Source organism: Bacillus sp. T-10(2022), assembly GCF_056502895.1.
Genome location: NZ_CP113518.1, coordinates 4541737 through 4554467, shown reverse-complemented (window position 1 = coordinate 4554467; position 12731 = coordinate 4541737). Strand labels below are relative to the sequence as shown.

General features: G+C 32.8%; 12 protein-coding genes and 2 pseudogenes. 13 read left to right on the top strand and 1 reads right to left on the bottom strand.

Translation table 11 applies throughout. The annotated features are described in order from the left end of the window. Positions 1–36: 36 nt before the first annotated feature. From OSJ91_RS22295 to OSJ91_RS22270, 6 genes are all read left to right on the top strand, one after another. Positions 37–492, top strand: coding sequence for an SMI1/KNR4 family protein (locus tag OSJ91_RS22295; protein WP_485890454.1), 456 nt, complete (start codon positions 37–39; stop codon positions 490–492). A 95-nt stretch (positions 493–587) separates the two neighbouring features. After that, the gene (locus tag OSJ91_RS22290; protein ID WP_485890453.1) at positions 588–932 is read left to right on the top strand and encodes a tRNA-Val4; all 345 of its coding nucleotides are present in this window, start codon (positions 588–590) and stop codon (positions 930–932) included. Between the two features lie 86 nt (positions 933–1018). Next, on the top strand, positions 1019–1474 hold the full coding sequence (locus OSJ91_RS22285) for an SMI1/KNR4 family protein (protein WP_485890452.1): 456 nt from the start codon (positions 1019–1021) through the stop codon (positions 1472–1474). Between the two features lie 208 nt (positions 1475–1682). Beyond that, positions 1683–2192 carry an ankyrin repeat domain-containing protein gene (locus tag OSJ91_RS22280; protein WP_485890451.1) on the top strand — a complete coding sequence of 170 codons (510 nt, stop codon included), beginning with the start codon at positions 1683–1685 and terminating at the stop codon, positions 2190–2192. A 280-nt stretch (positions 2193–2472) separates the two neighbouring features. Beyond that, a complete protein-coding gene (locus OSJ91_RS22275) occupies positions 2473–2934 on the top strand; it encodes a YrhA family protein (RefSeq protein WP_485890450.1) in 462 nt (153 codons plus the stop codon). A 220-nt stretch (positions 2935–3154) separates the two neighbouring features. Then, the gene (locus OSJ91_RS22270) at positions 3155–3583 is read left to right on the top strand and encodes an SMI1/KNR4 family protein (RefSeq protein WP_485890449.1); all 429 of its coding nucleotides are present in this window, start codon (positions 3155–3157) and stop codon (positions 3581–3583) included. A gap of 260 nt (positions 3584–3843) precedes the next feature. On the opposite strand, the gene OSJ91_RS22265 is transcribed toward OSJ91_RS22270, so the two are convergent. Further along, entirely contained in the window at positions 3844–4065 is a 222-nt protein-coding gene (locus tag OSJ91_RS22265; protein ID WP_485890448.1) for a DUF5655 domain-containing protein, read from the bottom strand. Positions 4066–4260: 195 nt separating this feature from the next. Between OSJ91_RS22265 and OSJ91_RS22260 the strand changes: the two are divergent. The 7 genes and pseudogenes from OSJ91_RS22260 to OSJ91_RS22230 all read left to right on the top strand — a co-directional run. Next, positions 4261–4842, top strand: a pseudogene (locus tag OSJ91_RS22260) (T7SS effector LXG polymorphic toxin); the annotation flags it as partial. Positions 4843–5634: 792 nt separating this feature from the next. Continuing rightward, positions 5635–6060: pseudogene (locus OSJ91_RS22255) on the top strand (T7SS effector LXG polymorphic toxin); the annotation flags it as partial. Between the two features lie 3 nt (positions 6061–6063). Then, on the top strand, positions 6064–6498 hold the full coding sequence (locus OSJ91_RS22250) for an SMI1/KNR4 family protein (RefSeq protein ID WP_485890447.1): 435 nt from the start codon (positions 6064–6066) through the stop codon (positions 6496–6498). 2 nt (positions 6499–6500) lie between these two features. After that, positions 6501–6845, top strand: a complete 345-nt coding sequence (locus tag OSJ91_RS22245; protein WP_485890446.1) for a tRNA-Val4 — start codon at positions 6501–6503, stop codon at positions 6843–6845. A gap of 249 nt (positions 6846–7094) precedes the next feature. Further along, complete coding sequence (locus OSJ91_RS22240) at positions 7095–7307, top strand: bacteriocin immunity protein (RefSeq protein WP_485890445.1); 213 nt, start codon at positions 7095–7097, stop codon at positions 7305–7307. Between the two features lie 437 nt (positions 7308–7744). Then, positions 7745–9307, top strand: a complete 1563-nt coding sequence (locus OSJ91_RS22235; RefSeq protein WP_485890444.1) for a hypothetical protein — start codon at positions 7745–7747, stop codon at positions 9305–9307. 609 nt (positions 9308–9916) lie between these two features. Next, complete coding sequence (locus OSJ91_RS22230) at positions 9917–12727, top strand: DEAD/DEAH box helicase (protein WP_485890443.1); 2811 nt, start codon at positions 9917–9919, stop codon at positions 12725–12727. Positions 12728–12731 lie beyond the last annotated feature (4 nt).

Here is a 12731-nt window from a genome sequence, read left to right as displayed (position 1 = left end):
GAGCAATACGGAACTCAAGACTAGAAGGTGAATTAGTTGAAGTATTCCAAGTTACAAGAATTTATTAAAACAAATCGTCAAGATGCTTATTTTACAGGTGGAGTAAGTGATGAAAAAGTTCAAGAAACAGAAATTAAATTACAAGTCCCGCTTCCGGATAGCTATAAATGGTTTTTAAGGAACTATGGTTATGGCGGTATTTTTGGTGTAGAAATAATCGGATATGGATTAGATGGTCCAGCAGTAGTAGATGCCACTAAAGATTATCAAAAGCATTATAAATTAATTGACGGGATAGTGGTTATAGAAAATGTTGATGAATTTGCTTACTGTCTCGATACTAATAAAATGAAAAATGGAGAATGTCCAGTGATTCTTTGGGATAACCAAGAAGGATATGGTTTTACCGCAGCTGACAATTTTCTAGACTATTTGATCGAAAGTCTTGAAGAGGCAAAAGAAAACTGGGATGAAGACGAAGAGGATTGGTGAAAGCTGGATTTATATGAATTGATAATGCTATAAGGATTTTTTGGAACGGCTGATAGCTCTTTTGAAATTCAAAGGGACTTTTATGGAGGTTGAGTATGAAATATTCATACGTTTTTTTTAGAGACCATGTTGGGACATTGAGAATAAAATTATCGGATGAAATAAAATTATTCGCTGATTTTATTGAAGACATCCCTACAGAGGAAGAAGCAGATGAGTATATTACGATAGTTGAAAATGTCTTAAATGGTTTCCATGAAAAATTTGAAATTCAACTTAATGCAACAAGTGTGCTAATAAAAAAAGAAATGACAGTGCTTGAACACTTTTATACATATGAAGAGCCTTATGAAAATGAAATGGAGACTGAAGAATTTAAAGAACTCATGATAATATGGAAAAATAAAATCCCAGAAAGATTCAAGAAAAATGAGAATTGAGTTTATGATTCTAATTTGATTATTCCCTTGTTGTATTCTTCATACTTGTCCGTGCAATACGAAATTCAAGATTAGTAGGTGGTTTGGTGAACTATTCAGCTTTACAGGAATTTATTAAGCAGTATGGCGAAGATGATGATTTTACAGGTGGAGTAAGTGAAGACAAAGTAAAAGAAACTGAACAAAAATTACAGGTCTCATTACCGGAAAGTTACAAGTGGTTTTTAAGAAATTATGGTTACGGTGGACTTTTTGGAGTGAGAATAATTGGATATGGTTTTACAGGTCCAGCAGTAGTAGATGCTACTAAGGGTCATCAAAAGTATTATGATTTAATAGATGGACTTGTGGTTATAGAAGATATTGATGAATTTGCCTATTGCCTCGATACTAATAAAATGAAGAATGGTGAATGTCCAGTTATAATGTGGGATAATCATGAAGGCTATGGTCGAACGCTTGCCGATAATTTTTTAGACTATTTAATCGAACGCCTTGAATGGGCAAAAGAAGATTGGGATGAAGATGAAGAAGATTGGTAATAAAGTAAGAAATGTTTTTATATAAGAAGAAGTGGATAGAGCCTTTAGAAAATCAAAGGGAATATCCATTTCTTTTTTCATTTAGATTTATTTGGGCACCCGACATAGTATTGATGCTTTGGGGAATGTTGTGAATTGATTAATGTCTGTTGAAGCTCTTGACGATTTAGGAGACATAGCTAGTACAAGAAATACAGGAGGAAATGTTTTGGATAAAAAAAGTGTAAACAAAGCAATAAGGAATGCTATTAAGCTTGATGATATTAATGAAGTAAAGCATTTAATAGGCGATAATCTAGAATCTTTACATTCAATGACACCATTTGGTACTTGGTTACATGTTGCAGCAAAGAAAGGACATTTTGAAATAGTAAAATATCTGATTCATAAAGGAATTGATGTCAATACAAAAGGTGATATATTTGATGCTTCTCCTTTAAGAGTGGCAGCAGGAGCGGGGCATTTGAAGATAGTTAAGTATTTAATAGAGAGAGGCGCAGAATTAGATGTGACCTTAGCAAAAAGAAATCCATTATTTGGAGCGATTTATGGTGGACATAAAGAAGTAGTTGAGTTTCTAGTTGAAAAAGGAATAGATATTTCAATTAGATATACGGGAGAGCTTATTAAGAATATGGATGCATATGAATATGCTAGAGAATTTGGGCAAACAGAAATTGCTGAATATTTAAAGCAGAAGATGGATGAAAAGGAATAGAGATATTACACTAAGGAAAGGGATCTTTGAGTATGACTCTGACTTAGAGGGGATATATGAAGAAGCAAATAAACTTGTTTTTTTATGAAGTAAATGAGCGTGTATATTTAACACTTGATTTAAATGATATTAAAAGGATCTCTGTACACTTCTTTGAGATATAATAGCTGAATCATTAGATGATTTTTATAAAAAAATTGATGAAGACAATGATTACTTTTTTGATATTTGAGGATGATGTTTACCCTTCAAAACAGTTTAAAAGAAAGGAGGAGTACATATGCCCCAGTGGGAAGAATTATTGATAGAAGTTGAAAAAATTGAAGGAAAATATGATGGTTCACTTAGGAATCCAGTATCGAATTCAGAAATTATTAAAATGAAACAAACTATTCAGCAGAAACTTGGAAACATTATTATTACTGAGTCGTATATTGAATTTCTAAAGAATGTAAATGGATTAGACTTTAATGGATTAGTAATCTATGGTGTTGATGAAAAGCTACTTGATAACGAAGTGGATGAAGGAGTTCAGGGGTTTATTGAAACAAACGAGCTTTGGTATGAAAATGATTGGCAAAAGCAATACTTATTTTTGGGGGATTCTGATACTGCATGGTTTTGTTATGACCTAAATGAGAGAGTATATGTAGAACTTGATAAACCCTCTGGAACTTTAATTCATTTATTTGATAGTTTCGATTCTATGTTGAGTGATGCACTTAAAGCAAGCCTTCTGTAATTCTATACGCCGAAAGTATTATAAGGGTCACATAATGCTAGAATTGGGTGACAAGAACAAGGAAAAGCACTTGATTGTCTAATATAGGCAACAAGTGTTTTTTGCTAATAAACCAAAAGACCATTCACAACAAAATGCATTGGGCCATTATTGGGGCATCAACTAGGTATCATACATCAGTGGGTAACAAGGGGACGAGAAGCTTTAGGAGGGAATAAAAATGAGTATTTTGCCTGAGAAATTAGATCAAGTTCTGGGAGAGGATATTTATAAACGTGAAGATAAAAGTAAGGTAAATGAGGCTTTAAATAGTTTAGAAGTAGATGTATCAGATACATTCCGTGGATTTTACCATTATTATGCTGGACCTTTTTGGGAAGAATTTGTACCTTTTGAATTACTTGATATCGTAGATGAAGAGAATAATATTGAATCATATACATTTATTTGCCGAAAAGAGCATGGCTTTCCGAAAAAGTATTTGATTTTAAGTGAAATGTCAGCAAATGCTGTATTAGTGCTTGATACTATAACGGATAAAGTCTATACGGTGAATTTTGAGGGCGGAGATGAGCTACTTATAAAAGGTGAATTAAAAGAAACGTGGCCTACATTCTATGAATTTTTGAAAGCATATTTTAATTGCTAGAAGAAAAACTAACCAACCACATGTTAGGTAGCAATGTATAAACGTTTAGGACCATTAGAATTTGATGCAACATTTTTATTCTTAGCTTCAGAGGTGAAGCAGCCATCAATGGTAAAAAAAACGATGTTACAGGAGGAATCGTAATAAAAAAGTCTGTTAAATTGGTACCAATAAAAAACGGGCTAGCGTAATGCTTGCCCGTTTAATTTGCGTCGTAACTTATATTAATAAAATGCTTTGCCTTCTCTATATCTTCATCGCTAGTTATAACAACCTCTAAATCCCCTGTACCGTAATGCCCGATATCTTACATCACGAGTAAAGCCACTTTCTAACGTAATACTTTGCGGATTAACTTTTAAGTAAAGTAGTAATTTGCCTGTTTGGGGGTGTATTTCTACGCACGCAAAGTTTTTAATTCGTTTAAACGCTATGTAATGTTTTAATATCTTTACTTGTACATTATCACCTAAAGCTAACATATACGCTTTTACAGTTTAAGATCTTAGGTAAAGTTGATTTTGAAAAACAATTGTTTAGTAAAATCCCCCTTCATTTCTTGAATAAATAAAAAAACTCTTCTAAACTATATATAATCCACAATTTAACAGTAAATGAAATTAGTACATACAAATGAAATCTAGTTATAAGAAAAGAAGTTGAAAGGACTTTCCATTATGTATATGATTTACGAATCTCAAACACTAGTTTCTGCCATGCAAACGCGTGTCGGACAATATAAGGATCTGAAAGAACAGCTCACGGAATTAAAAAAAGGGTTTGAGAGTATCGTTCATTTGGATGATGAGCTGCAGGGGCAAGGCGCAGTGGCCATTAAAGGGTTTTACAAAGCACAGATCGATGTCGTGGATTCTTGGCTGCGACTGATCAATCGGCATGTTGCCTTTTTAAGTGGAATTCAAGGAGATACATTCGAAGCGAACCTTAGTGAAACCGTGGTTACGGTCCCTTTTTTAGAGGAAGAGCTGACAAATGCCACTCGAAATTCCAAGGAAATGGTTACAGCCCAGAAAAATGATCTGAAAAAAATATTTGCTGGAATTGATGATATCATTCAGTTAGAGCCTTTTTCCGATGATGCGTTCTTTGAAAATATGGAGAAGGCTGAAAAGAAACGGACCGAAACGATAGACAAAGTAAACGAAATCGACTATAAGTGGACGGCTGAATATGCTAAATCCGAAGAGGACCAAGCGGCAGTGGCGGCACTCATGGAGCAATTGAAAGTATCCAGTACAAGGGGAGGAGAATTATCCCCTCTCTATTTTAATGCAACAGCTTATAAAAATAGTGAAGCCTATAAAAACCTAGAAGTAAGGAAAAAAGAAACCGCGCAATATCTCAAGGTTAAGAAAGAGGAAGCGGAGAATCGCCGGATCAAAGAATTGAAGGCACAACTCGATCGTGTAACAGATCCAGATGAGTTCCTCAAAATCGCCAAGCAGATCGGGTATGAAAACTTAGCGCCCACCCAGCAGCAATATGTTATGCAGCTAGAAGCGGCTAAGCAAAACGCAGACATTGCAAAAGGAATCGGCGTAGGCCTTTATGATGTAGGTAAAGACTTCGTGACAGGAGTTTGGGACTTTGTCACAGATCCCGGGGAAACGGTTGAAGGTGTAGCAAATTCGATCATGCACCCGATAATAACCTATAAATATATTTCCAAGTCCATCTCGGACTCATATGAACGGGATATGGTTAATGGTGATGCCTATTCGCGGTCTCATTGGGTAACTTATGCCCTCGGAACAGTCGTCACTTCAGTAGTAGGAACAAAAGGCGCAGGAGCCGTAACAAAGACTGGGGTAGCCACTACCAAGGCCGCTGCAGTAAAAGGTGCAACAAAGGCAAAAGAACTGGCCACTATCCCTAACCTATTGCCATACAACCCTAAAAATCAACTGTCGTTGGCAGGTGGAGTACCTTATAATGTGGTTAATGGTACGGGGTTAAAAGAACAGTTAATTTCAATGGCGAGAGTGGAGTCGGAAGTTAGTGGTAAGGGTACGGGTATAACTGTTAAAGTAGATTTTGATTTAATAAAAAAATATATTAGAGATATAGAACTACGAACAGGCAAAGAGTTACCTAAAAATCAGAAAGAAAAATTGAAGGAAGCGTTAAGAAATAGAGAATATGTAAAGTTATCACCTGCTGAAACAAGAAAACATCGACGAGTATTTAATAAAGTTAAAGATAAGCTGATTGAGGAGTGGGAAATAAATACTGGACAAAAATGGCCGACTTATACTGAAGATGTTATTTCAGAGAAGACCGGTGAACCAATTCGAAGAAAAGGAGATAAATATGATGCTCATCATATAATTGAGAATAGTTTCCACGGAGAACATGAATGGTGGAATATACATCCTGCAAAATTTCCAAACGAACACCAATCCGGTATCCATGGTATTGGCTCTCCAGCCAATGAATTATTTAAAGGAGGTAAGTAATTAATGAGATTTGATTTTATTAAGAGTCAAGATGGTAATCAGTTTTTCCCAGTAAGTGAAAAAGAAATTGAAGAAGTTGAAACAACCATAGGACTAAAATTCCCTTGTGATTTAAGAGAATTTCTTATAGAAGTTGGTTATGGTTTTCTTAGAAAATCTGAATATAATATCAATCGGATTATGGGACCCGCTTCTATAAGAGATGCTAGATTAAAAGTTAATGATTTTGAATTTTTTCCAGATATAGAATTATATGAAGAACTTGAGGAGGATAAATTAATTTTTTTTGAAGCAAATGAAAGTGCCTTGTTACTTATTGAATTAGGTGACGAAAAACATAATTCTATTTATTACGACGAGATAAAAATAGCTGATTCTTTTGAAGAATTTTTAAGAAAAATTATGGATGACGATAAATATTATATCGATATAGAATAAAAATGGAATATTCGCATGAATTTAAAAGAAACCCATTAGGATATCTAAGGTTAATCCTACCACAAGGAATTAACCTTTTCTCTGACTTTATTGAAGACATTGTATTAGAAACAGAAGTGGATGAGTATATTGATATTGTTCAGAAAGTAATGGAAGGTGAATACGAAGAATTTGAAATAGAAGGGAATGCTACCAGTGTCTTGATAAAAAAAGATACAACGGTTCTTCACCACTTTTATATTTTCGATAAGCCAAATGAGAATGAAATGGAAACTGAACAATTTAAAGAACTCATGCTAATATGGAGAAACAAAATTCCAGAAAGATACAAAAAACCTAAGAATTAAGTTTTATAGATCTAGATAAAGTAATGGCGTATCCAAATTAAAAGTTGATTCTATCTTTAATTTTGGAAAAAAAATAATACAACTTTATGTAATCCTATATCCTCTAAACGAAAAAGCTCAAAAACATTAGTATATATCTCCCTTGAGTCCTCCATGTACCTGGTTATCTCATGAGCATGTGGTATTCTAAATATTTTAGACCCTGCTTATCATTTTGGAAAGGGCAGTAATTAAGGGGAGGAGGAAAAAATGAGTAAAAAGTTATCTAAAGAGGAATTAGTTGAACTAGTAAATAAAATATGTAATCCTAAGCTGTCTGATGAAGAAGTAAGTGAATACATAGAAATTTTAGTAGACAATGTTCCTCATCCTGCCCCTATTGACTTAATTTTTTGGAATGATGAGGAATTATCACCAGAGGAAGTAGTAGAGATTGCCTTAGCATATAAAGAAGAAAAATAATTGTATTTAGAACATGTATTAGTATAACCTTGAATGGCTATTTACCATTTAAGGTTTCTTTTTTCGTGGGGCCACCCTTAATTATAAGGACTTTTGAGATTCAGTATTAGAAGGTGAAAAGTAAGAAATATTTTTATATGAAGAAGTGGATAGAGCCTTTCGAAAAAGGGGCTATCCATTTTTTATTCATTTAGGATCTATGTACTCCTATATCCTCTAAAGTCAGAAAGGATGGAACGGCAATTCCTTTATATAAAAATAATCTAAAAGGGGATCAAAGCGTATGAATTATTCCATCTCGTTCCTTTCTAGGGGAGTGCTATATTAATTAAAAGTAATTTACTTTAAGTATTTAATGATTTCTTAAATATATGGTATTTTAAATCCAAACAACAACGAGAAGTTTGTAAGAAAATTTCTAGAAGGAGGATATAACTTTGAATGAATATGAGGAACTATATAGTATAAAGAAAAATTTGGAAGAAAGTATTAAGAAAAATAAAATTTTTGAATTAACGACTCATGAAGCAGTCAATGTGATTTTTGAGAAATTAGGTGTTTTTTACACACTTTTAAATACAGCTGAACATGGTAGGGTGCAGGAATTTATTAAAAAGCTAGTTAAAACAAATGCTTCTGAGATAAGTGATATTTCCTTTATACAAGAATCATTAAAGTGGATTTTTCGATGGTGTTCAAGCTATTGCAGGAGTGAGTCTAAAGTTAATAAAGAAGATATACTAGCGGAAGATATATATAACCTTATGGGGGTTGCCTATTCCTATGAGAAATTTGTTGATATGTGGGAGATGCATAGTCAGAAGAAGGTCAAATACAACAAAATGGGGAACAAAATTACTTTTGATTATAATCAAGAAGAGACATATATAACTCATTTGTTATATGACTCTTATTTTAGAGAAATTAATCATGCTAAAAATATGGAAAAACTAGCTATTTACGAAAATATTAATAGTGAAAACTTAATACAAGTTATGAATTTAGCACATCAAATGGATTTTAATTGCTCTTTTAATATAGAGTTTGACCAATTCAATTTAGAAGAATACAAAATATTCTCTACAGCACTTACGGAAATTTTATCAAGAAAAAGGTTAGAAAATAGTATCAATGGAAACTACATTATTAATCCGGGGAATGAAGGGATTTTACTTTATAAAAAAGAGAAATGGGTTTATGAATTATCTACTCTAATAAACCTCAGTAACGAAAAAATAAGAAAGATCATCGACTTTTTCACATATGATTTTTCTAATCAAAAGAGTGATATCTCTTTATCATATTTCGTTTCGCTTTCAAATGAATATTTGCTTATATCTGAGGCAGTATTTAATCTTTCAAGACCAGAAGTAAATGCGATGCGTTTGTTAGCTAAGAAAAGATCCTCTAACTATGACTCTGCTCAAAATAATTTTGAGGGAGAGGAAATAGCAAGTATTAAAAAGAGTATTGGAAATAAATATTTAACCAGTTATGGTATTGATAAATCGCAAAAGAATATTCCTGGAATAGACTTATTGGTTTATGATCCTATAGAAAATCATCTACATATTATAGAATTAAAATATAAAATCCCTGTTGACTCTACACTTGATATTAACAACTTGGATAAAATGTTAAACAAGGCATACAAACAAGTTGAAGAGGCTAAGAGGTTGACAAAAGATCGATTAGGTACTTTGCTATTAGAATACTTTGGAGAAACATATAATCTGACAGAGCCTAAAAAAGTTGACTATTTTGTTTTGACAAACTACTCAATTGGAACAGGAATAAATAATACTGTACCTACTCCAATTCTTCTTATTGATCATTATATTGAATTAATGAGACAAAGAAATGGTATGGATTTAGTTAGAACTGTTTTAAATAGTAGTGATAAAAAGCTTCCTCTTGAAAAAAGAAAGAGATATAGTAGATTTTCTCTTCTTGGCTTTAAATTATTAATACCAGAGTATAGCTTTAGGTTAAAAAAGTAATATGATGGATAAGGGTTGTTAAAATTTTTAATGCAAGAGGGTTTAAGGAAACTGATCTTAAATATGAATTTTGGTTTGGAGTGGAGTATTAAAGAGTTCGATAGATTCAAATAAACAAAAAGAATGATTATGTGATTACCATAAACATAATTTAGTATATATTGGTGATTATATTAAGTTTTCAGATGGAAAAGCTGGAGTTGCTTTAGGGCCAACATTAGTTATGATTGGATTCTTTGGCAAAAAAGCTAAAGCGAATGGTTTTGATTGTTTGTCCATTTGGGATTATAGCTTATTGAATGGGCTTATACCGTTAATTATATCTTGTTATTTTTTTATTTAGAAAGTTCTGTGGCCTCGATTTACACAAGCACTGATCATTATATGTCTTGGGGCGGAATAGGGTCATTTACAGATAGTAAAGCATACCTAACTCATCTTGAAGGTGTTTTAGAAGGATAAATTCCTTGAAGATATGGTAAAACAAAACTACAGCCTTGCTGATGTTTGTTTAAAAAAATATAAGAAGCACTAATGATCGACAAATTATTCAATGTATATTTAGATATCTGAAACATTCTCTTATATAACCACAGTCAGGAGCCAATCATGAGCATCGAGAAAAAGCTAATTGTCAATTCAGACAAGGGTAATTTATTAAATGAATTAATTTCTTCAATAAATGAGTGTGAAAAGTTTTATTTTAGCGTGGCCTTTATTAATTATAGTGGTCTTCAGCTGTTGTTGGATACTTTCAAGAACGCGGAAAAAAGGGGAGTAAAGGGGAAGATTATTACTTCTACTTATCTGAATTTTACTGAAGCGAAGGCTTTAAAGAAAATAAATGAGTTTAGTAATATTCATTTGAAGATTTTTGAGACAGATAAGGCGATTGGTTTTCATACGAAAGCGTATATTTTTGAATTTAAGGAAAGTTATAAGGTGATTATTGGTTCTTCTAATATTACTCAAAGTGCACTTAAGAGTAATATTGAGTGGAACGTTGAGATTATTGCTAAAGAGGATGCTCAATTTCTGAAAGATGTTTTAAACGAATATGATGGATTATGGAATAGTAGTGTTGTAGCGGATGACAATTTTATTAGTAAGTATGAAGAGTTTTTGAGTAAATTAAAGGGCTATACGAATACTCAGCAATTTATTTATGAAAGCTCTGAATATATCATTCCTAATAACATGCAAAAACGTGCGGTTGAAAACCTTGAAAGAATTAGATCGTTTGGGGAAAAGAAGGCCCTAGTTATAGCAGCAACAGGTACGGGTAAAACATATATGTCTGCTTTTGACGTAAAGGGATTCAAGCCTAAAAGATTGTTGTTCATTGTACATAGAGAAGAAATATTAAAAAAAGCAAAAGAGACCTTTGAAAAGCTCCTTCCTAATGAAAAACTGACATTTGGATTACTGACTGGGAATCAAAAGCAAAAAAATGCCGAATATATATTTTCTACCATACAAACTTTGTCTAAATGCTACGAGGAATTTAAACGAGACGAATTTGATTATATTATTTTTGACGAGGCCCACCATGCAACAAGCCCTAGTTATCAAGCAGTGCTAGAATATTTCGATCCACAGTTCACATTAGGAATGACAGCTACTCCAGAGAGAAGCGATCAACAAAATGTTTTTGACCTATTTGATAATAATGTGGCATTAGAAGTTCGTTTACATGAGGCTTTAGAGGATGAACTGGTTATTCCCTTTCATTATTTTGGTATTACCGATATTGAGGGAATTGATTTAAGTGATGTAGATATTGACGATGTAGCGGAGATAACGAAGAGATTAAAGGTTAACGAGAGAGTCGACTTTATTATTAAAAATATGAATTTCTACGGCCATGACGGTGAAAAAAGAAAAGGTCTAGGGTTTTGTGTAACCGTTGAACATGCACAATATATGGCACAAGAATTTAATAGTAGGGGTATTAAAAGTATCTGTTTATCTGGAAATGACTCAGTCGAGCAGAGATCGTATTATATAAATAAGCTAGAAGATGATCATGATGATTTAGAATTTATTTTCACCGTTGATATTTTTAATGAGGGTGTTGATATTCCTTCTGTTAATACTGTTTTAATGCTTAGACCTACTAATTCTCCGATAGTTTTTATTCAACAGCTAGGACGAGGACTTCGCAAACATAAAGACAAGACTTTCCTAACAGTACTTGATTTTATCGGGAATCATAGTAAAACGTTCTTAATTGCCATCGCTTTGAATGGTAGTCGATATTATGATAAAGAGAGCTTGAAGGTTGCTATTGCAACTGGATTTGCAAATATTCCAGGTTGTACGCATATTCAAATGGATAAAATTTCTGAAGAACGGATATTAGCGCAGATTGATAAGGAAAACTTTAATTCTTTGAAGTATTTGAAGGAAGAGTACTTTGAATTTAAGAAAATGAATCAAGGTAAAATTCCTTTATTATTAATGGATTATATGAAATTTGATGGAGCTCCAGATCCGATTAAGTTTATTAATCGCGAAAAAACATATTTGCAATTTGTAGCAAAAGTAGAAAAAGAAGATTCCTTGAAAAGGCTATTACTAGACGAAGATTTTGAAGGAGTATTAAGGGAATTATCGAGCAAGTTACCTTTAAAGCGAGTGTATGAATTTGCTATTGCTAAATATCTATTGGACCATGATGATATTTCTTTAGAAACTGCAAAACATGAGATATTGAAGTTGGTTAAAGAGGTAGATGAAGATAGCGTATTACATGCCTTGCAGTGTCTAAATCAGGATTTTTATGATCCTGGTCAGAAAAAGAGGAACTTGAAGTTATTTACTCTTGAAAATGGTCATTTAACTAAGACAACTTCTTATCAAAAGGTTTTACAGAATGAAGAATTTAGAACGTATATCGAAGATCTGATTATTTATGGAATCTTTAGATATGAAAAGGAATTTAAAGAAGACTATTATGGTGTGCCACATTTGAAGCTTTATGAACAATATCAAATGGCTGATGCTGCATTACTCTCAAATTATCGCAAAAGCCACAGTGCTTTTAGGGGTTCTGGTCTACTTTCAAATGGAAATGACTACTTCTTATTTATTGATTTGCACAAGGAAGAAGATATTAAAGAGAGTATTAATTACCACGATGAATTTATAAACGAACGCATTTTTCAATGGCAGACTCCAAATAGTACTGCCCCAAGTTCTGAGAGAGGGAAAAATATTGTATTCAACCAGGATAGAGGGATACATTTACATTTATTTATTAGAAAGTATAAAGAAATAGACGGAAAGACAGAACCGTATATTTATATCGGGAGGGGTAACACCGTGGAATATGAAGGGGAAAAGCCAATTACTGTTACAATGGAATTAGAGAATGAAGTCCCAGCTAGTTTATATACGGAGTTCACTAAAAGAGTATAGTCTT